Genomic DNA, 20,739 nt, shown 5'->3' on the forward strand with positions numbered 1-20,739 from the left:
AGAGTTGTGCCTTTCACGTTTCTTGGGAGACTTCTTTCGGAAATGACATGCGAACGAGGATGTGCAGCTTGTTGTCAAGAAGAGTACAATGGTGAGTTGCTCAAGTATGGCCAACCTGTGGTCTGAAGCTGTGGAGACGTTTGCAAGCCCGGTGAACGCGATCGATCATTCTCCCGGTCATCTGTACGCCTCTCCTGTCGGCAAAACTGACTACTCTGCCGATCACCTCCATCGCCCCCGGAGATGAGCGCGCATGATGAAAGCGGAATCACCTTTATTTTACACTTTCTATTCTTTTGCAGGCAAGACAAACAAAGAACAGACAAATGCCGAAACAACTTCGCTCCGGCTTAAGAGGAACGAGATGAAAATCGAAACGAAACATGAGAAATTCTTTATTGAAACTTACAAATTTTTTCAAACAATTCCGTATATTCATCTACTTTCATACTTCTCATGTCCCTATATACCGAATCCGTATATAAAAACAACCGGAGGTCACGACATGAAAAACATCGTTCCTTTTGCCTTGGCCGCATCCATCACCGCTGTATGGCCAGCTTCAGAAATCGGTGAACAAATCGGCGAACTCATCATCCCGAAGCTCAACGCCTTTTTACTTTACTTCGTACGCCGTCCAAGTCGGCTTTTTGATTTTCGCCGACAGCGAGACCATTTTCCGTTTCACCCGGTCTGCTTCCTTTCCCGTTAACGGCATCGGCTGATAATTGTTTCTTGTCGTCACCGATGAAATGCGAAATGGGATGACACGGATTTCTTTTTTGGCCGTCCGCTTGCCGTTTTGAAAAGAAAACACTTGCTGGAAGACAAACGTATCTTTGTCGCTCGGATTTTTGTTTCCGCCAAACATAAAATTGCCAAGGCTGTAAACGATGAATTTGTCTTTATACTCTTCAATCCCCTGGACGACGTGCGGATGATGGCCGACGACCAAATCGGCGCCGCTGTCAATCGCAAAGCGGCCGAGCGCCTTTTGCGTGCTGTTTGGCACATAGCTTCGTTCCACTCCCCAATGAAAATGAACGAGGATGAGATCGGCTCCTTGTTTCCGAAGCATACGAATATCGTTGGCGATTTGCTTGCGCAGCGTGCTGGTGTTGCTCCAGCCTTCATAGCCGAGCGCCCCGATTTGGACTCCTTTCACCGTTTTCAACAGCCGGAGCGTGCGACCGAAATAACCGATATTTTCCTTTTTTAAACTGGCAATCGTGTCCTTGTATCCTTGTTCCAAATAATCGTACGTATGGTTATTCGCGAGATTGACCGCATCAATGCCGCCATAGGTTAAGATTTTCGCATAACTCGGGTGGCCGCGAAAACGAAATTTCTTGCTTGCCTTCCGCGTCGAGGTCGTCAGCGTCGTTTCCAAATTGACGGTCGTAAAATCATCTTTCTTGAAGATCGGCTCAATGTATTTCGTAAAATAACGCAATCCATGCTTTTTCACTTCTTCATCAAACGAATACGTATAACCGTAGTTTTCATCACGCCCAAGCGTCACATCGCCCGCAGCGCTGATGGTGATGCGTACTTCATCCGGTCTCCGCACAGCGGATTTCACTGCCGCTCGCGCTATAGTCGTCTTATCAGCCGGGCTAGGCAGCGGCACGGAGTTCACCTCTCCCTTTCGCGCTGCTAACACTTCATCTCCCCCATGTTCAACAACGGTATTGTCAAAAGTTTATCCTCCACACTCACGGTTTTCCCTTGAGTTTCAACGGTTGGAAGAAAAAAAGCTTGCCACCCCCATTGTTTTCGGCCATCATTGAGGTAACGACACCCAACAGCCAAAACAAAGGAGTGACAAGCTTGTTACCTCAATTATTAGCCTATTTGCTCGAAATCATCAAGACCCAATATCAAATCATTGTGTATTTGATGGGTGTGATATTGGGAAAATCCTTGCATCTCGAGGACTGGGACGAACCCATCCAAAAGCCGTACCGGAAACTTCAGGTCGATGACCTTCCGATCATCGATGTGCCGGAAACCCTTGATTACCGGAAGCTGTTGGCAGACTATGAAGCCCAGCACAGACGTCCTTTACGGCCCATCCAGCGCCGCGCGAAGGCGAAACACCGTGTTCCGGATTCGTTGACCTGCCCTCGCTGCCAGGCTCCCTCTTCTTACCTGTACGCCAATAACGGCGGAAAAGGGCAATACCAATGCAAAGTGTGCCAATGCCGGTTCAACCACCGAAATCGGTTCACCAAGCAAGCGGTCTTTCGTTGTCCGCACTGCAAAAAGACGTTGGAAAAAATCAAGGAACGCAAGGAATACAACGTCTATAAGTGCAAGAACAACGATTGCCCGTTTTACCAGGCCAACCTTCGCCGGATGACGAAGAAAGAGCGCCAACAGTTTCAACAGAATCCTCAAGCCTTCAAGGTGCGGTATTTGTTTCGGGAGTTCTTGTTTGACTTTCTCCCGTTGGCTTCCTCGTCGCTCATCAAGCCGAAGGTCGATTTGTCCCGGCTGGCTGCGTCGCCGCACGTGTTGGGGCTCGTGTTGACGTACTACGTCAACTTTGGGATGTCCTCGAGGGAAACCGCCGCCGCCCTGAAGGACATCCATGGCGTCTCGATCTCTCATCAGACGGTGCTCAACTACGCCAACAGCGTCGCGCTTTGGATCAAGCCCTTTGTCGACCGATTCCCGTATGAGCTGTCCGGTTCGTTCTGTGGGGACGAGACATATATTCGTGTGAAGGGCCGTTGGCATTACCTATTCTTTATGTTCGACGCCGTGAAAAAGATCGTGCTGTCCTATCGCGTCTCGCCCAACCGGGACACGCTCTCGGCCATCAAGGCGATCAATGATGTCCTCAGGAAGCTGCCGTCCCTTCCAGACGACTTGTCGTTCGTCGTGGATGGCAACCCGATTTACCGGTTGGCGCAACACTTCTTTGCCCAGCACGGGATTTCGTTTGACGTCCGCCAGGTGATCGGCCTGACCAACGAAGATCCGGTCTCGGAAGAGTTTCGCCCTCTCAAGCAGATCATCGAGCGATTCAACCGGACCTTTAAAGGCAACTACCGCCCGACCCATGGGTTTGGCGCCGAGGAAGGCTCGGTGTCCTTTGTGACGCTGTTTGTGGCGTATTTCAACTTTCTGCGCCCGCATAGCGCGCTCGAAGGCCGGGTACCGGTCGTCATCCCGGAGCTCGCCGAGCTGCCGCATATGCCAGCCCGGTGGACGAAGCTCATCACCATGGCTCAGGACTTCCTTCAAAACGAGGCAGCCTAACTTTTTTGTCCTCCAGAGCCCGTTGAACAGAACTCCTGCCGGATTCGGCGAAGCGAACCCTTGACCAACCGAACACCGCCAAAGGTAAAATTCGGTAAAAGCAAGGGCGGCTTTCCTATTGCCTTCTTTTTTGTCCCCGTCGCCCTTGACGACTCTTTCCCACCTTTGGCGGGTGTTGGTCAAGGGCGAATCCGGCTCTCTGCATGCCCCACGATGCTCAATGGGATGGTCTGTGTGGAGTTTTCATAGAACTTTTGACGCTACCTCAACAACTTTGTCACACGAGAGCAACAGCAGCGCTGAAACGAAGAGAAGCGCTAAACCTTTTCTTTTTCTCTGGATGTTTTTTCTCTGTACGTCCATATCCCTTCTCCTATCTTTTTCCCTGTCGTTTTGTATATCCTTCGACACTTTTCCCGTCCTTTCCTTTCTGACTAGCAAATTTTTTGCGTGATGGCTTCCATGTTTCGTGATATAATGGCCTCACAGGCATTTCCTTCCTCACTCTCACACCTCAAACATCCCTTCCACCGCACTGTCGGAAATGCCCTTTCACTCACCAAATCGGATCAAGGAGGTTGCCTTTCCTGATGGAGGAACAACTGTTGCGTCAATTGACAGAACTCGTGCAGCATCTCGTTCACGACATGACCGGAGTCAAACAAAATTTGCAAACAGTCGTGCAAAACATCGCCGCCCTTCAAAAAGATGTCGATACGCTGAAAAAAGACATGGACATCATGAAAAAAGACATGGACATCATGAAGAAAGATATGGATGCCATGAAAAAAGACATGGATACCATGAAAAAAGACATGGATGCCATGAAACAGGAAATCCAGCTCGTGAAACAAAAGGTAGACAAGCTCGAACGGCGCATGGATCGGCTTGAACAACGGATGGACAAACAAGAAGAAGAACTGCGCTGGCTAAAAGAGCAAACAAAAGAAAATACGGAGATGATCAAAGCCATCCGCGACAATCAACTCGAGCAGCGAAGCATTCAAGACGGCATGCGCCATGAAATTGCCAACCTTCGCGGCGAAGTCGTCGACATTCGCGGAAACATGGCGACCAAAGAAGACATCTCCCTCATTCATCAGCGTCTTGATTATCAACTTGGCCGCATCGCGCGGGTGGAAGAGGAAATCCACTTGCTGAAGGCGGCAAACTAGCAGGCATGGTGAGCACAATAGTCTAAGTGAACATCTTCCGCGGCTCGTTCGTCAATTCCGTCAAGGCGTTTCAGGAGCACAATAGTCTAAGCGAACATCTTCCTTTCGCCTTTTGTTTGGCTGCCAACTTTACGATGCGAGCTATCATATCCTCTCCGGGCTCGGTCCATCGCTTGGGCTGCGATGGTTGTTTCGACAGTCCATCCAGCCTTTGGCCAGCAAAAGAACGAATTCGGACGATAAACAAAGCCACACGGGTAAATGTTGTGTGGCTTTGTTTGCATCTTCATATGACCATTCGATCAATTTGTTTTTTGCAATACCCGATTCGTCTCCTTGGCCGCCTGATCGAGCGCCTCTTGCGGATCTACCCCTTCATATAGTTGCTCCATCGCCTTTACCACGTGTTGGCGCGATTCCGGAAATACCGTTATGAGCGCCCCTTGAGTCGCCGCCGTCGGCTTCGTTTCATGGAGCTGGTCAACAGCCACTTTCAATTGCGGGTACTTTTTCCACTCTTCTTTAACGAGCGGTTCATCGTAGGCGGCGGGATTGATAGCAAAATACCCTGTGCGCACGTGCCACTTGGCTTGAACAGAAGGACTGGTTACATATTTCATGAACTCCCAAGCCGCTTTCTGCTCCTTCTCGCTGCTTCCTTTCATCATCCAAAGAGAAGCGCCGCCGATGACCACCCCTTGGCGCTCAATCCCGTCCGGAACGGGCAAATACGAAACCCCGACCGAAAACGGTGAGTTGTCGATTAGCGACTTGAGGCCGGCCGATGAATCCAAATACATGGCTATTTTTCCTGCTTGAAACGCCGCGCGCATATCGTCCCAATTTTGCCCGGCGTTATAAAACGTGCCGTCCCGATACATATCGCGGATCAGCTCAAACACCCGTCTCCCTTCCTGTCCATGAAACACCGCTTCGGTGGCATCCGCGCTTCTGCCGTTGTCATGGTTGACATACAATCCGCCTTGCACGGCGATCATCTCTTCAAAAAACCAGCCGTAGTTCAACATCGAGAATCCATATTGTTTTGTTTCCTTTCCGCTTTTCTTTGTCAGCTTTTTCGCCGCTTCTTTCAGTTCACTGTAAGTGAGCGGTGGTTTTTCGGGATCGAGCCCCGCTTTTCGGAACGCATCCTTATTGTAAATTAGCACCGGCGTCGATGAGTTGAACGGCATGGAGTAAATTCGCCCGTTGACCGTATAATAACGAACAATGTTTTTCTCCCATTGCGAAACGTCGTACTGGTCCTTGTCGATCCATGTTTGCACCGGAACGATTTGCCCGCTGTCGATCATATGCTTCGTCCCGACTTCAAACGTCTGCATGATCGTCGGCGCTTCTTTCGTTCCGGCCACCGCGTTCCATTTCGTCAATGCTTCTTCATATGTACCTTGAAACACAGGTTTGACCTCAATGTCTGAATGAGTTTGATTAAAATCGTTGACAATTTCCTCTAACACCGGCTGCAAATCCCCGCTCATCGAGTGCCAAAACACCACTTCCGTTTTTCGATTGGCGGTCTCCCCCTTGGAATCCACACTTGAACATCCAGCGATGATCGATACGAAAGCGAGTAGTAATCCAAGCAAAACGTTTCTCACGTTGTTCTCCTCCCCTGTTATTGGATGGCCCCTTGCATCAATCCTTTACGCAACTGCTTCTGGCCGACAAACAACAGTACCAATGTTGGCAGCATCGCCACAACGGCCGCTGCCATGACGACGCCCCAACTGTTCGCCATTTCTTGCGTCTGCAGCTGCTTCAGCCCGATCTGCACAGTGCGGACGCGATCATCGCTCGTGACAAGCAGCGGCCATAAGTACATGTTCCAAGCATCCAAAAAACTATAAACCGCCAGTGTCACCAAGCCGGTTTTGGAAAGCGGCAACGCAATGCGACAAAAAAAGCGGAAATTCCCGATGCCGGACAGACGAGCCGCCTCATACAGCTCGTAAGGAATCTGGCGAAACTGTTGCCGCAATAAAAAGATGCCAAACGCCATCGCCCAAAAGGGAATCGTTAATCCGAAATAATGGTTCGTCCAACCGAACTGCTGGACCGTTAAAAAATTCGGAATGACCGTCGCCTCCCACGGAACGAGCATCGTTGCAATGCAAATGTAAAACCATGCATCGCGGCCGGGAAAGCGGAGAAACACAAAAGCGAAAGCAGCCAAGCTCGAAACGATCAGGCGACCGATCGTGATCACGGAAGCGACAAACAAACTGTTGAGCAAATACGACCCGAGCGGCGCCTGTTCGAACGCCGCTTGATAGTTGGTCCACTCCCACCGCTCAGGCCACAGGCGCCCAGCAAAGATATCGGCTTTATCCATAAAGCTCATCAACAGAGCATAGACCATCGGAAATAAAAGAAGCGCTGAACATATGCATAGCCCCCCATAATAAGCAACAAGCCGGACCGTTTTCATTGATAATGCACCTTCCTCTCGGCAAACCGAAACTGCAAAAACGTAATCGCGGCGATGATGACAAACAGTACGATCGCCTGTGCGCTGGCGAAACCGAACTGATAGTTGACGAACGCCTCCCGGTAAATGGCATACACGAACACATTGGTGGCATCCACCGGCCCGCCTTTCGTTAAGAAGTCGATTTGTCCGAACGTTTGCAGCGCTTGGATGAGCGAGACGGTCGTGACAAAAAACAAAGTCGGCGATAGCAGCGGCACGCTCACCGTCCATAATTGGCGCCAATAGCTGAGTCCAGCGATGCGCGCGCTTTCGTACAAGGACGGATCGATGTTTTGCAGGCCGGCCAACAACAACAAAAAGGTGAAACCAATATTCATCCATACCGTTGCGACCGCCACCGCATACAACGCCGTATCGGGATCAAGCAGCCACGAAACAGCGGGAAAGCCAAGCGCAGACAACAAGCGGTTCATGATCCCGATGGCTGGGTTGTACATAAACATCCAAATAATAGAAGCTACGGCCACGCTCATTCCCATCGTCGAAGCGAACAATGTTCGAAAGATCCCGATTCCTTTCCGCTTTTCATGGACGAGCAGCGCTAGGCAGAAAGCAATGGCGACTGTTGTCGGAACGGTAAGGAAGGCAAAGAAAAACGTCGTCTTTACACTGTGCCAAAACGATTCATCTTGAAACAGAGCGGCAAAATGCGCCCAACCTACAAAACGGATGGGAGCTCCTTGGTAATTCGTAGAAAACATGCTTAAGTACAACGTTCTTGCCAACGGATAGAACAGAAAGACGCCAAACAACAGCAAGGAAGGCAAAAGATAGACCATCCCTTCCATCCATGCCTTCATCGCCGTCCGCCGCACCATCGGCTGGGTTGGAACGGGCCATGCTGATGGCATGGGGGATGAAACCCGGTCATTCATCGCTCAAATGCCTCCTCTTCTCTTCTCGTCGGCGGCCCGATCCGCTTGCTGTGGCCATCGAAAAAGTGGAGGGCATGTTCATCAAACGAAAATGACGCCACTTCGCCGACAGCCACATTTGCTTGTCCGCTCCAACGCGCCGTCCAATGAATTTGTTTCGTCAATTCAAACGTTACAAGCGTTTCGCTGCCAAGCCGCTCTACATGGACGATGCTAGCCGTTACATGCCCGTCCCCGAGCGCCGCCCGATGAATATGCTCCGGACGAAGGCCGATCGTCACCCGTTCTGTCTTCGGCAAAGGGCGGCGCATCAAGCGAACGGGGCGCTCGTTTTGCAAAAGAAGCGAATGTTCAAGCACGTGCGCCTCTGCCAAGTTCATAGGCGGCGTTCCAACAAACGAAGCCACGAACGTATTGGCCGGATGATTGTATATGTCAAGCGGGGCGCCAACTTGCTGCGGATGCCCAGCCCGCAAAATCATGACCCGATCCGCCATCGTCATGGCCTCGGTTTGGTCATGGGTGACGTAAATCACCGTCATGCCGAGCTGCCGCTGCAAACGGCGGAGCTCAACGCGCATGGTCGCTCGCAGTTTCGCATCCAAATTGGAGAGCGGTTCGTCCATTAGGCAAAGCGGCGTTCTCGCTACAATCGCTCGCCCTAAAGCGACGCGCTGGCGCTGTCCTCCCGACAGTTCCCGCGGTTTTCGTCCCAATACATCCGTCAGCCCGAGCATTTCCGCCGCTTCTAGGCAACGGCGCCTTTGCTCTTCTTTCGGCACCTTTTGCGCCTGCAAAACGATGCGCATGTTTTGCTCGACCGTCAAATGCGGATATAACGCATAGTTTTGAAAAACCATCGACAATCGGCGCGCATGAGGCGGCCAATCGTTCGCTACCTGCCCGTCGATCAATATGTAACCGGACGTCAGCGATTCAAGGCCGGCAATAAGCCGCAACAGCGTGCTTTTACCGCATCCCGATGGGCCGACAAGCACAAAAAACTCCCCTGATTCAATCGCCACACTCACATTCTCCACAACCTGCTTTTTGCCATCATACGATTTCGTCACATCAATAAGCTCAAGAAACGCCATTCCCTTCCCCCTCTTTTCCCGTTTTCTATTCCATCGTAATCCATTTTTGTAAATACAGTCTGAACGTATATTTTGATTTATGTAAATATTTCGTAATGAAATTCCCCACGTTACCACTTCAAAGTGCAAGACTCTTGCTCCTCTCGTTCTCCGGCACACGGTTCATTAAGCTGTCACCGTACGAACCTATGTTGAGGGCGATAAAAAAGACGCCCTGCCAACGCAGAGCGTCTTGTCTTTAAATACGATTGTCTTCCTAAACAGCGGCAACCATCCGCCCAATTATCGGACCCCTCTCATCAACCGCTGGATGCTTGGCGCAAGGGCGAATAAGATCAAGCTTAAAACGAGCGCCGCCCCGCCGATCGTGCCAAAGTACGCCGTTTCATTCTCTGGCGTGTAAAAGCGAACGAGCTGGGCGTTGATCGCTTGCGCCGCCGCGTTTGACAAAAACCAAAGGCTCATCGTCTGCGCCGAAAACGCCGCCGGGGCGAGTTTCGTCGTCGCCGACAGACCGACCGGCGACAAGCAAAGCTCGCCGAGCACAACGATGAAATAGCTCAACACAAGCCAAATCGGATGGACGAGCTCACCACCGCTCAAATACCCCGGCACGAGGATGACGATAAACGACAGGCCCGCAAACAACAGACCAAGAGCGAATTTTTGCGGGATCGTCGGCTGCCGTTTGCCGAGCTTTACCCACATCCAAGCGAACACCGGCGCCAAGATGATAATGAACAACGGGTTGAGCGACTGAAACCAAGCTGGCGAGAGATGAATGCCAGCGACATCCAACTGTGTCCGTTTATCCGCATAGTTCGCCAAAATGGTCGACCCTTGTTCTTGAATCGCCCAAAACATCGCCGAAGCGACAAACAGCGGAATGTAAGCGATGACGCGCGACCGCTCTTCGGCCGTCGTTTTCGGGCTGCGGTACATCACGACAAAATAAATGATCGGGATGATGATTCCTAAGATGCCGACAAGGGAAATAAACGTTTCCACCGTAAACAAGCCGTTTGGAATCAAGATTGCGAGCAGCACAGCGATGACGACCGCTGCGCCCCCGGCGACCGCCGCCGTTTTTTTCTTTTCTTCCGGCGTCAGCGGGTTGGGCACGTACGTCCCCGCCAAACCGAGGTTTTTCTTTCTTGTCGTCACAAACACGACAAGCCCGAGAAACATCCCGACAGCCGCAAGTCCGAAGCCAAGGTGGAAGTTGTACTTCATCCCGGCCGTTCCAACAATAATCGGAGCCAAAAAGGCGCCCAGATTAATCCCCATGTAAAAAATGCTAAATCCGGCATCGCGGCGGTCATCGCCAGGCTTGTACATATCGCCGACAATGCTCGAGACGTTCGGCTTTAACAACCCGGTGCCAAGAACGATGAGCGCCATCGACACAAACAGCGCCGCCGCCCCGCCCGGAACGGCCAACGCGATATGGCCAGCCATAATGAGAAGGCCGCCATAAAAGACTGCCCGTGAAGTTCCAAACACCCGGTCGGCAAGCCAGCCGCCAATGATTCCCGACATGTACACAAGCGCCCCGTAAATCGACATGATCGCGAGCGCTAGATGCTCATCGAGGCCCAATCCGCCTTTCGACACTTCATAATACATGTAATACACTAAAATGGCGCGCATGCCATAGTACGAAAAGCGCTCCCAAAACTCGGTAAAAAAGAGCGTAAACAGCCCCTTCGGATGGCCGAAAAAGCCGCGCTGGGGAACGCTGGCAGCGATTTCTTGCTTATTGATCGATGACATAACAAACCCTCCTTTAATTCTTTTACTATAATAATTTATTCTATTTATATTGTCAAAAAACTTTTGATTCCTCAAAAAAGATCGGTATATGGTTTGAGATTGTTCGTATTTATACCTATTTCATTTTAATAATATTATTTTTGCTAAAAAACAGATAATTGATATTTATCATTTAGAAACTGATAGCTTACCGACCGTTTGTTACAAAAAAGAGGAAGGTGTCCCGAAGAATTAGGACACCTCTTTCACCGTTATATACGCATTGGACATCTTTATTACGCTATATGTTGCACCTGTAGACAGGCAACCCTTTTCGGTCCGCACTTTCTTTCTGGAAAAGGTAACAATCCATTTGTTTGCCCGAAGCAAACAAAAATCTGTCTTAATTGTTTAAGGCAAAAAAGGCGTGAAAATATCTCGTCATCGCCACCGCGAAATCGCCGCGCGCAACGGCTTCGTTTGGGGAGAAGTAGGCATGAACAGTCGGCTGCAAATCATAGGGACCTTGGGAAACAGAGAACTTAGCATTTAAAATGTTCAAATCCAACGCCAGCTGGACGTACCCTTTTAGACGATCGGGAATTTTTTCAGCGTCCTCTATTTTTATCCTCTCCCCTTTGTATAAAACCGTAAGATCGCCTTGAAAGTTGGCCGCTTCTTTCTGCAACCCCAAACTTTGTACAAGCGAATAAGCAAGCTCAGCGCGTGAAACGCTGTCATTAGGAGCAAAACGACCATCGGTTTTAACCGTCATAACTCCATCGCCTATTTGTTTTTTGTCGCGAAACGCTGCCCCTTTTGCCAACACAGCTTCCACAAACGGCTGATCCGCCGTCACAACATCTTTTGCTGTTACCATCGGCGGAAGCGACTGCCGAATCTCAGCCCCCATCACTAAATACTTCGCCAACTCCGCTCTCTTAAGCAAACGATCCGGTTGAAACGTCCCGTCAGCGTAGCCGTCAAACAATCGCTCCGCCACTCCAATCTGAATAGCGCTAGCCGCTGGATGCCCCGCAATATCTTTTAGCCCTTCATATCCCTCTACCTTCATCATGGCAATCGTCCCATTCACTTTTTCTGGAAACGCTATTCCACCTGTCGGATTCCGTTCGCTTCCCCGCAGCCCGCGAATAAGTACTTTCCACCTTCCAGGGGCTGGAGATGTCACGGTAACCGTTCGATTCGTATACAGTGGAAATACAATATTGACCCCGGAGCTGTATTCCGCTCCATCCGGACCGACCAATACTAAATTGATAGGATTCCCAGTTTGTTCCAATAACCCTTTGGCATCGATGCTTGCCACTAGGCTAGCCAGACCAGGCTGTACTTCAAACCAGTACGGCTGCTCCGAGGCAAGTGAAACAGGATTATAGTCGACCGTAAATGCTGTTTTAGCGATAGAGACATTTACACGGCTGAAAAAAGAGCGGTACATATTGACCGTCCTCCCATAGGTTCGGTCCGGATGGAGAGCCTGATCAACGGCTGCATAGGCGTTCACATAGCCAGCCCCCGCTTCCCACGGTTCGTAGCCCGGCATATTGGTCGCTGTTTTTTGTAATATGTCTTTCACCTCAGCTGGTGACAGTTTTGGGTTCGCCTCAAGCATCAAGGCCACGATGCCCGCTGTATGGGGCGTTGCCATTGACGTCCCGCTCATGACGGTATAATACGGCAAATAGGCAGGAGCAAGCATTTCAATATCTTTATCTGCTCCAAGTGTCGATATCGGAGCTATCGCGCGGGTCGAGATCACATCAACCCCAGGTGCGGTTACAGTTGGACGGTCTTCCCATTTCCACGTTTGCCCGTCGATTGTAAATGTTCCACCGCCTCCTTTTGTCCCTCGTGAAGAAAAGTCGGCCAGCTTTCCATCTTTATCACCGGCAGCAACGGCAATCACCCAAGGAGCTTTCGCATATGAGTTCATTGTGTTTTCCGCTGGTCCTTCGTTCCCTGCGGCAAACAAGACGACAATCCCTCGATCATATGCTTTTTTACTGGCAATGTTGATTGGATCGGTTGGATCAAAATCGCCCGAAGACCCCCAAGAATTTGTAATCACCCTAATGTTATACTGGGCTTGATGGGTAATCGCATAATCAAATCCACCAATTCCATCAAGAATGAACAACGCTGCTCCGGACCCGTAGCCTATAAGGCTTGCCCCCGGTGCCACCCCTTCATATTTTCCACCAGACATGGCCCCTGTTCCCCCCACAGTACCGGCAACATGGGTGCCATGCCCTGAATTTGTATCTGTATTCACCACATTTTCGATATAGGTAATAGGAAAAATGCCAGGAGATAAACTGCTCAAGTTTACTGTACCGAGCACATTTTGAACGACGTTTTTCCCCCACTCGAGGTCTTTATGCGTTGCATCGATCCCGCTGTCATTCACCACAACCCCAATGCCTTTACCGGTCAGCGGCAAACCGCCGTTGTCCTTTCTCATTGCTTCATCCGTTCTTACTTTGTCCACACCGGTAAGAACTGTCTCGTCTTCATTAAAATACGTGAGCTTTCGATTGAAATAAATAGAGCGCACTTGAGGGTTTTCAGCGAGCCAAGCGATTTGCTCCTTCGTCGCTACGATTCCGGCAATCGGCAATGATTGCATTGTCACTCCTTTTTCAACACCAATCTTTTTTAGCAAGTTTACTTGTTCAGCAGTCGGTGCACCATCGCCAGTAAACGTCACGATTACTTCTAAACTCTCGGCTCCTTCGGCTAGTTTTTTCTGCAGATAGGGGTCAAGTTTCCACTCCGCTGCCGAAGCAATGTCCTTTTTGCCTAACAAGATCGGGAACAACATGAGCACCATCATAACAAGACATTTTATTGCTTTCACTTTCTCTCCCCCTTAATGGATAATTTAATTTTTCATCTATTTCGATAATTCGAAGTAATTTGTGCCCATTTGACCGTACCTAAGCAAAAAAAGGTTCATCACCGAAAGATGTACTTGACTTTTAGGAACAAACATGATATTATCCCTCCCGGTTGAACAAAAATAACAAAAAATGGTAATCAATCTTTTTGACGTTCTTATCATGAAAAACGTTTTTTGTCAAGTACATTTTGTGGTGAAGAGCCCAAAAAAATCTCAAAATACATTTTGCCCCATTAGAATTAACAGCCCCAAACTACGGAAAAATCTCCCAAGCAAGGCGCTTGATGCACCGTCTTGGAAAGCGATCAGCGAGTACCGAAGATGGCCTTTTAGAGAGTGATGAAACGGGCAAGCGGTAAACCGCCAAAAAGCGTAACGAGGGTGCCTGATCAGACACCCTCGTTATACCTAGAAGGTTGGTGATTGAAGGAAGCAGGCCGCTTATCAGCCTTGTTTCTCAAATAGAAAAGCTCTGTCGCATCAGGATCGTCTTTCACACGCTCCGCCATCGTTCAAAAGAAACAGCCGGGGCTGACCCAAAAGGCGATCCCTCCGCAAGAAAGACACAACATAATCGTATGGCAGGGAAGCGACCGGTGCCTTCTATATGGCGATGAGAAAAGGGGTCCCCAGTCCTTTTGGGGCACCCCCGCCGCTCGTTCCTAACTAGCGCTCAATCACGTTAAATGAGAAGCAAACAACATAAAGTTGCGTCATTTGAAACCCTTAGCGGTGAGGCGAGCTGTTCCTTTCATCACCGCTCCTCTAGCTGATGATTGACCCGCAAGGCCAGTCATTTCACGAGAACCCCGACGCCCAACCGCTTCTTCCGAAAGCGTCTTCGATTAAAAGCGCACCGTCCGCTCGATGGCTGCGAGCACGCGTTCGGGCGACGGCAAGTATTCGTCCTCGTAGGCGAAAAACGGCACCGGCACATCATAACCTGTTACCCGGGCAACGGGCGCTTCTTGGTACAGAAACGCTTCCTCGTTAATCAACGCCGCGATGTCGCTAGCAACCCCTCCAGTGGCTGGCGCTTCTTGCACAATAACCGTCCGCCCCGTCTTTTTTACCGAAGCGATGATCGTCTCCTCATCGAGCGGATCAAGCGTGCGCAAGTCAATGACTTCAACAGAAATGCCGCGCTCGAGAGCGAGATCGGCCGCCTTCATCGCCACTGGCACCATTGCTCCCCAAGCGATCACCGTCACATCTTTCCCTTCGCGCCGTTTCCGCGCTTTGCCGATGGCAACCGTATACTTGCCATCCGGCACTTCTTCACGCACAGACCGGTAACAGCGCATCGGTTCCAAAAACAAAACCGGATCTGGATCTTCGATTGCCGCAATCAGCAGCCCTTTTGCATCGTACGGCGAAGAAGGGCAAACGACCTTCACCCCCGGCATATGGGTAAACAGCGCTTCAGTGCTGTCCGAATGAATTTCAGGAGCGCGCACACCAGCGCCATACGGGGCGCGGATAACAAGCGGAACGGTGAAATGCCCGCGCGTCCTCATGCGCATGCGCGCTGCGTGCGTCATGATTTGCTCGTAGGCGGGGTAAATGAAGCCTAAAAATTGAATCTCGACGACCGGTCGAAAACCGGCCATCGCCATGCCGATGGCCATACCGGTAAAGCCCGCTTCGCTAAGCGGGGTATCCATCACCCGCTCTTCGCCGAATTCCGCCTGTAGCCCATCGGTGACGCGAAACACGCCGCCGTTTCGACCAATATCTTCGCCAAGCAGCACGATGTCACCATTCTCACGCAGCATCAAACGCAGCGCATCATGGATGGCCTGCGCCAACGTCATCGTTTTGGTTGCTGCCATCGTTGTCACCGAACCGCCCCCCGTTTCCATTCCAAGTATGCTTGCTTTTGTTTTTCGAGTTTCGGCGTTCGTTTGGCAAATACATCATCAAACATATCCTCGATTTGCACAGAAGGATAGCGTTCAAACTCGGCAACCGCGGCTTCGACTTCTTCTTCCGCTTCCTGTTGAACCGCTTTCGCCCAACTGTCGCTCCACAAGCCTTCCCGCCTCATCCACCGTTCGAGCCGGACAATCGGATCGGTCGTTTGCCGCCGCCGTTCGCTTTCCGTCTGATCGCGGTATCTTGATGGATCGTCGGACGTTGTATGAGCGCCGTAACGCCACGTCACCGCCTCAATCAAGGTCGGTCCCCCTCCGCCTCGCGCCCGCTCGAGCGCTTCTTTCGTGTAAATGTAAACCGCGAAGACGTCATTCCCATCCAGACGGATGCCAGGGATGTCATAGGCGAGCGCTTTTTGCGCGATCGTTTTGGATTTCATTTGGCGAGCGATCGGCACCGAAATGGCAAATTGATTGTTTTGATTGAAAAAGACCACCGGTGCATGAAACACGCTCGCCAAATTCATTCCTTCATGAAAATCCCCTTCCGACGTTGCTCCATCGCCGAAATAAACGATAGCCGCATTTTTCGTCCCTTTTCGCCGTTCTGCGTAAGCTGCCCCAACGGCGTGTGGCAGCTGTGTGGCGATCGGCACGGCGGGCGGCGCTATTTTTTTCCCCACCGGCGGCACGCATCCTTCCGTCCGCCCTTTCCAATACAGAAGCGTCGTCACCAACGAACGGCCAAACGTCATCATCGCCCCATGATCGCGATAAGTCGGGAACATCCAATCGCCCTCATCCAACGCCAAGGCGCTCCCGACTTGGCAAGCCTCCTGCCCCTCAAACGGAACGTACGTGCCGATTCGCCCTTGCCGCTGCAACCGAACGCACTTCCGGTCGAATGTCCGCGTCCGCACAAGATGGCGGTACATCGTTTTCGCTAGCTCCTCCGTTATGTGGAAACGGCAGCTTTCATCAACAAGCTCTCCTCGTTCATTGATGATTTGTCGCAACGGAAATTGCTCTTCCATGAAATCCCCCCACTTGAAACGTGTTGCCCGTGGATGCCGATGATTTCAACCGGCAGCAAAACGGCTTTGCCCCAACCTCCCCTGTTTGTGCTGTGTCCTACGTTTCCCGGCGAGCGCTCTTTGCATCAGCGGCGAATGGCCCATTTCGGGCGCTGTTGATGGGCGAAAAAATCGTTGCGCCGGCGCCGCTGTTGGAGCCGTTCTTCACAAAAGCGGTCAGCCGCCTCTACCGTCGTCACTCCGGCCGCTTCAGCCCGCTCGTAAATGGCGAGCAGCGTTTCATAAATTGCTTTCGTTTTCGAAAGCACCCGCTCTTTGTTCGCTCCATACAGTTCATCGGCTACTTGAATGAGCCCGCCGGCGTTGACGATATAATCAGGGGCATACACGATGCCTTTTTCTTTCAACATGCGGGCGTGGCGTTTGTCAGCCAGCTGATTGTTTGCCGAGCCAACGACCGCTTTCACCCGCAGCTCGGTGATCGTTTCATCGTTGATGACGCCGCCAAATGCACACGGGACAAACACATCGGCTTCGGCGCGATAAATATCCGTTCCGTTTACCGGTTTGACGGACGCCCCGATTTGCTTGCCGTACGCTACGACCTCTTCCACTGCCGCTTCGTTCAAATCGCACACATACAGATCCGCCCCTTCTTCAAGCAAACGAAGCGCCACTTTTTTTCCGACTTTTCCGAGTCCTTGCACTGCATACGTTTTGCCATGCAAGTGCTTGCTGCCGAACACCACATCGTTGGTCGCCTGAATGCCGTAAACAACGCCCTCGGCGGTCGGAATCGATGAATCGCCGCTGCCGCCATAGGCTTCCGGCACGCCGACGATGCAATTGGTTTCTTTCAATGCATGAACGAAATCCTCCGGCGTCGTCCCCATATCGGTGCCGGTGTAAAATCGACCGCCTAACGACTCGACAAACTGCCCGAAGGCACGAAACAGCTCGGGTGATTTGTCTTTGCGCGGGTCGCCGATAATGACGGCCTTGCCGCCGCCAAAATCGACATCGGCAGCTAGGCATTTGTACGTCATCCCCTTCGACAGCCGCAGCGCGTCGATGAGCGCTTCCTCCGTCGTCGCGTACGGATACATCCGACAGCCGCCAAGCGCTGGTCCCAGCGCCGTGCTATGGATGGCAATAATAGCCTTGAGCCCGGTTCCTTCATCATGGCAAAACACCACTTGTTCATGCTCGCGCATATAGGCAAATAAATCAAACGTTTCTTTCGTTTGAGCCGTCACGATCATCGCCATCGTGCCTCTCCCTCCGTCAATGTCCTCGATCCGCGTCTGCATGCCCCAAATTTTCGTCTCCTGCCGCGTCATCTGAGTGCCGTTCCACCCCTTGGCTTGACGTGCACCTGTCTGCTGTTCTCTTCCCCGCTTTACGCTCCCTCACCCGTTCGGGCTCCTTTGGACGCTTCGTCCCCGCGGCGGCAAGCGAAAGAAAGCGGGCGGTCGGCTGTCTTCCTCCTTCACTTCACTGCTTGAAAGCGTTTACAAATTAATATAATAAAAATTTTTATTACGAAAAAATAACGTTATACTATTTACATAGTATCAATGATGCTCCTCACCGTCAACCCGTTTTTCTGTCATTTTCTTTCATCAAAAAAAGACGCCGTTTGACAGGCGTCTTCGTTCGATCAGCGAAATAGCGTAGATAATGATTGCCACTGCCTTTTCGCTTCCGTCATCATTTGCTCAAACAGCTCGGCCACCGTTGGCACGTCATCGATGAGCCCAGCAATTTGCCCCGCATTGATGAATCCTTCGCTGAAATCGCCGGAAAGCGCGCCGCGGCGATGGCGCTCCTCCGATGTATATTCTTGAAACTGCTCGAGCGGCATGCCTTGCTGTTCATACGCGAGCAGCTTCTCCGCATATGGCGTGCGCATGACGCGGCGAATGCGCCCGACCGAGCGACCGACAATCACCGTTTCATTTTCCTTTGCCTCGACGAGCCGCCGTTTATACGCTTCATGAAACGGCGCTTCCTTCGTGGCCACCAGCCTTGTGCCGAGCTGCACCCCTTGCGCGCCGAGAGCCAGCGCGGCAAGCAGCCCGCGCCCATCGCCGATGCCGCCGGCGGCAATGACCGGAACGCGGACAGCGCTGGCGACTTGCGGGATGAGCGTCATCGTCGTCAGCTCGAGCGGCGAATTGATTCCGGCCGCCTCATATCCTTCAGCGACGATTAAATCGGCGCCTGCCGCTTCCGCTTTTTTCGCCTGCTGGACCGAGGCAACAACGACGATCACCTTGATGCCATGTTCGGCAAAACGCGGAATCCATGGCGCCGGATTGCCGGCGGAAAGCGAAGCGACCGGCACTTGATGGCGGATGACAAGTTCGGCGATCTCTGCAGCGTGCGGCGTCACCTGCAGCGGGATGTTCACGGCAAACGGCCGGCTCGTGCGCCGCTTCGTTTCGATAATCAGCGCCTCCACCTCAGCGGGCGGCATCGTTCCTGCCCCGATCGTTCCAAGCCCTCCCGCTTCCGATACGGCGCTCGCCAGCTCGGCGTTGCTAATGTTGCCCATCCCCCCTTGAATGATCGGATAACGAAGGCCAAGCAAACGGCAAACATCATTCATTTCGTTCCCACTCCGTGAAAAATGTGTTATACTTACTATAACTATATCACAATGCTTGGGGGGATGGGAATGATTTATCCGTATAAAGGCAAAAAACCGCGCATTCATGAAACCGCCTTCATCGCACCGGGAGCCCGCGTGATTGGCGACGTCACCATCGGCGCGGAGTCGACGGTTTGGTTCAATGCCGTGCTTCGCGGCGATGAAGGACCGATCACGATAGGGGCGCGCACGAGCATTCAAGACAATACGACGTGCCATTTGTACGAAGGCTCTCCGCTTGTGGTGGAAGATGAAGTGACGGTAGGACATAACGTGGTGCTGCACGGTTGCACGATCCGCCGCCGCTCGATCATCGGCATGGGCTCCACGATTTTAGATGGGGCGGAAATCGGCGAGGAGTGCATCATTGGCGCCCATACCCTCATTCCATCCGGCAAAAAAATTCCGCCCCGTTCACTGGTCATCGGCTCGCCTGGGAAAGTGGTGCGCGAATTGACGGACCGCGATTTGGCGCTCATTGAGCTGTCGGTAGCTACATACGTCCAAAAAGGAAAAGAGTATCGAAACGAGTTGGCCGGCATGAAACAACACAGCCCTTCACCGAGCGGCGAGGCGCTTTGAGTCTGCCGCTTGTCCACCGGATGCACGACGGAACTTCCGCCGTGCATCCGTGTTCATTCAAGCGAACATGCTTCCTCTTCCTTTTTGCCAAGCTCCGCTCCTTCTTGAAACACCGCTTCAAAAAAACGGCTGGCTGGTGCTGCGAGTTGTTGGTAATAATCGTTGAACAAGGCGGCCGCATGGCTTCCCATCCACTCATTCGGCAACAATTCCTCAGGCAGCCCCGGGTCGATGAACAAAAACTTTCGATATTCATGGACGAGCTTCGTCCGCTCGACAAAACATTCCGCGTCCGACATTTCGCCGCGCTCAATTTTATGTTTGTCAATGACGTATTTTTGACTGTAGACCGCGATAAACTGTTCATATTTTTGGTTAATCTCTTCTAAGTTCCAGCACTTTTCCACAAGTTGCTTATTCGTATGCGGTCCATCGTATTCGGCAAGAAAGAAGTCAACATACGGGCGGATGTCATACTTGTCGATCAAGTCGTACACTTGTTGCTCTAAATTATTCGGTGAAATCCAGCAACTGTTGGAAATCGTGCCGAATCCGCTCCAAACAAGCTCCTTTCGCAGTTCATCGCGCAAATGCCGCTTATCCTCAGGAATCGTATAGATGAGAATGCGCCATTTCCCGTCCCAATGCTCGGGACGCGTTTTGTAAATGCGCCGCGCCGCTTCTTCCATCCGCTTGACGCCGCGCTCCGTGAGCGAATAGTAGCTTTTGTTGCCGCGCTTTTCGGCGCGGATCCAGCCTTGTTTGCTCATGCGCGACACCGCTGCCCGCACCGCTTGGTCGTTATGGCCGAACTCGCGAAGAAGGCGGATCAAGCTGCCGATCCAAATTTCGCCGCCATAATGGCGGATGTAGTCGCCGTAAATCGTGAAAATCATCGAGCGTGTGTTCATGGAAAAAGGCTCCCTTGATCTTGTTTTCGAAACATAATCGTAACAGACTTTGATGACGCTGGCAAGACGGACAACCCAATTGGC

15 protein-coding genes are annotated in these 20,739 nt (G+C 51.6%); 3 read left to right on the forward strand and 12 right to left on the reverse strand.

Annotated elements, in window-relative coordinates:
* Positions 1–616 precede the first annotated feature (616 nt).
* Positions 617–1,639, reverse strand: a complete 1,023-nt coding sequence (locus tag GC56T2_RS09680) for a CapA family protein (RefSeq protein WP_483299727.1) — start codon at positions 1,637–1,639, stop codon at positions 617–619.
* 191 nt (positions 1,640–1,830) lie between these two features.
* On the opposite strand from GC56T2_RS09680, the gene GC56T2_RS09685 reads away from it, so the two are divergent.
* Together GC56T2_RS09685 and GC56T2_RS09690 are read left to right on the forward strand one after the other, a co-directional pair.
* Positions 1,831–3,267, forward strand: coding sequence for a DDE-type integrase/transposase/recombinase (locus tag GC56T2_RS09685; protein WP_144974183.1), 1,437 nt, complete (start codon positions 1,831–1,833; stop codon positions 3,265–3,267).
* A gap of 773 nt (positions 3,268–4,040) precedes the next feature.
* Positions 4,041–4,442 carry a hypothetical protein gene (locus GC56T2_RS09690; RefSeq protein ID WP_081917020.1) on the forward strand — a complete coding sequence of 134 codons (402 nt, stop codon included), beginning with the start codon at positions 4,041–4,043 and terminating at the stop codon, positions 4,440–4,442.
* A gap of 302 nt (positions 4,443–4,744) precedes the next feature.
* Here GC56T2_RS09690 and GC56T2_RS09695 read toward each other — a convergent pair whose 3' ends face one another.
* The 10 genes from GC56T2_RS09695 to GC56T2_RS09740 all read right to left on the reverse strand — a co-directional run bounded on the left by GC56T2_RS09695 (position 4,745) and on the right by GC56T2_RS09740 (position 19,120).
* Positions 4,745–6,061, reverse strand: a complete 1,317-nt coding sequence (locus tag GC56T2_RS09695; RefSeq protein WP_144974816.1) for an ABC transporter substrate-binding protein — start codon at positions 6,059–6,061, stop codon at positions 4,745–4,747.
* A gap of 17 nt (positions 6,062–6,078) precedes the next feature.
* Entirely contained in the window at positions 6,079–6,891 is an 813-nt protein-coding gene (locus tag GC56T2_RS09700; protein ID WP_144974818.1) for a carbohydrate ABC transporter permease, read from the reverse strand.
* Positions 6,888–7,829, reverse strand: a complete 942-nt coding sequence (locus GC56T2_RS09705) for a carbohydrate ABC transporter permease (protein ID WP_144974820.1) — start codon at positions 7,827–7,829, stop codon at positions 6,888–6,890. Before GC56T2_RS09705 ends, GC56T2_RS09700 begins: the two co-directional genes overlap by 4 nt.
* The gene (locus tag GC56T2_RS09710; RefSeq protein WP_144974822.1) at positions 7,826–8,926 is read right to left on the reverse strand and encodes an ABC transporter ATP-binding protein; all 1,101 of its coding nucleotides are present in this window, start codon (positions 8,924–8,926) and stop codon (positions 7,826–7,828) included. Before GC56T2_RS09710 ends, GC56T2_RS09705 begins: the two co-directional genes overlap by 4 nt.
* Positions 8,927–9,208: 282 nt before the next feature.
* The gene (locus GC56T2_RS09715; protein WP_144974824.1) at positions 9,209–10,699 is read right to left on the reverse strand and encodes a peptide MFS transporter; all 1,491 of its coding nucleotides are present in this window, start codon (positions 10,697–10,699) and stop codon (positions 9,209–9,211) included.
* Between the two features lie 382 nt (positions 10,700–11,081).
* A complete protein-coding gene (locus GC56T2_RS09720) occupies positions 11,082–13,559 on the reverse strand; it encodes a S8 family serine peptidase (RefSeq protein ID WP_255516065.1) in 2,478 nt (825 codons plus the stop codon).
* 887 nt (positions 13,560–14,446) lie between these two features.
* Positions 14,447–15,433 (reverse strand): alpha-ketoacid dehydrogenase subunit beta, encoded by a 987-nt coding sequence (locus tag GC56T2_RS09725; RefSeq protein ID WP_144977215.1) that lies wholly within the window; start codon positions 15,431–15,433, stop codon positions 14,447–14,449.
* 5 nt (positions 15,434–15,438) lie between these two features.
* Positions 15,439–16,509 (reverse strand): pyruvate dehydrogenase (acetyl-transferring) E1 component subunit alpha, encoded by a 1,071-nt coding sequence (pdhA, locus tag GC56T2_RS09730; protein ID WP_144974826.1) that lies wholly within the window; start codon positions 16,507–16,509, stop codon positions 15,439–15,441.
* Positions 16,510–16,634: 125 nt separating this feature from the next.
* Entirely contained in the window at positions 16,635–17,771 is a 1,137-nt protein-coding gene (locus GC56T2_RS09735; RefSeq protein WP_370454566.1) for a Glu/Leu/Phe/Val dehydrogenase dimerization domain-containing protein, read from the reverse strand.
* Positions 17,772–18,169: 398 nt separating this feature from the next.
* Positions 18,170–19,120 (reverse strand): NAD(P)H-dependent flavin oxidoreductase, encoded by a 951-nt coding sequence (locus GC56T2_RS09740; protein WP_144974828.1) that lies wholly within the window; start codon positions 19,118–19,120, stop codon positions 18,170–18,172.
* 69 nt (positions 19,121–19,189) lie between these two features.
* Between GC56T2_RS09740 and GC56T2_RS09745 the strand changes: the two genes are divergently transcribed.
* A complete protein-coding gene (locus tag GC56T2_RS09745) occupies positions 19,190–19,744 on the forward strand; it encodes a gamma carbonic anhydrase family protein (RefSeq protein ID WP_144974830.1) in 555 nt (184 codons plus the stop codon).
* A gap of 53 nt (positions 19,745–19,797) precedes the next feature.
* Here the strand turns inward: GC56T2_RS09745 and paaX are convergent, their stop codons facing one another.
* Entirely contained in the window at positions 19,798–20,655 is an 858-nt protein-coding gene (paaX, locus tag GC56T2_RS09750; protein ID WP_144974832.1) for a phenylacetic acid degradation operon negative regulatory protein PaaX, read from the reverse strand.
* Positions 20,656–20,739: the final 84 nt, after the last annotated feature.

The organism is Geobacillus sp. C56-T2 (assembly GCF_007829715.1).
Classification (GTDB): Bacteria; Bacillota; Bacilli; order Bacillales; family Anoxybacillaceae; genus Geobacillus; species Geobacillus icigianus.

Coding starts and splice junctions, on each gene's coding strand:
- GC56T2_RS09690 (WP_081917020.1), top strand. CDS start 4,041: ATGGATGCCATGAAAAAAGACATGGATACCATGAAAAAAGACATGGAT.
- GC56T2_RS09700 (WP_144974818.1), bottom strand. CDS start 6,891: ATGAAAACGGTCCGGCTTGTTGCTTATTATGGGGGGCTATGCATATGT.
- GC56T2_RS09705 (WP_144974820.1), bottom strand. CDS start 7,829: ATGAATGACCGGGTTTCATCCCCCATGCCATCAGCATGGCCCGTTCCA.
- GC56T2_RS09710 (WP_144974822.1), bottom strand. CDS start 8,926: ATGGCGTTTCTTGAGCTTATTGATGTGACGAAATCGTATGATGGCAAA.
- GC56T2_RS09715 (WP_144974824.1), bottom strand. CDS start 10,699: ATGTCATCGATCAATAAGCAAGAAATCGCTGCCAGCGTTCCCCAGCGC.
- GC56T2_RS09725 (WP_144977215.1), bottom strand. CDS start 15,433: ATGGCAGCAACCAAAACGATGACGTTGGCGCAGGCCATCCATGATGCG.
- pdhA (WP_144974826.1), bottom strand. CDS start 16,509: ATGGAAGAGCAATTTCCGTTGCGACAAATCATCAATGAACGAGGAGAG.
- GC56T2_RS09735 (WP_370454566.1), bottom strand. CDS start 17,771: ATGATCGTGACGGCTCAAACGAAAGAAACGTTTGATTTATTTGCCTAT.
- GC56T2_RS09740 (WP_144974828.1), bottom strand. CDS start 19,120: ATGAATGATGTTTGCCGTTTGCTTGGCCTTCGTTATCCGATCATTCAA.
- GC56T2_RS09745 (WP_144974830.1), top strand. CDS start 19,190: ATGATTTATCCGTATAAAGGCAAAAAACCGCGCATTCATGAAACCGCC.
- paaX (WP_144974832.1), bottom strand. CDS start 20,655: ATGAACACACGCTCGATGATTTTCACGATTTACGGCGACTACATCCGC.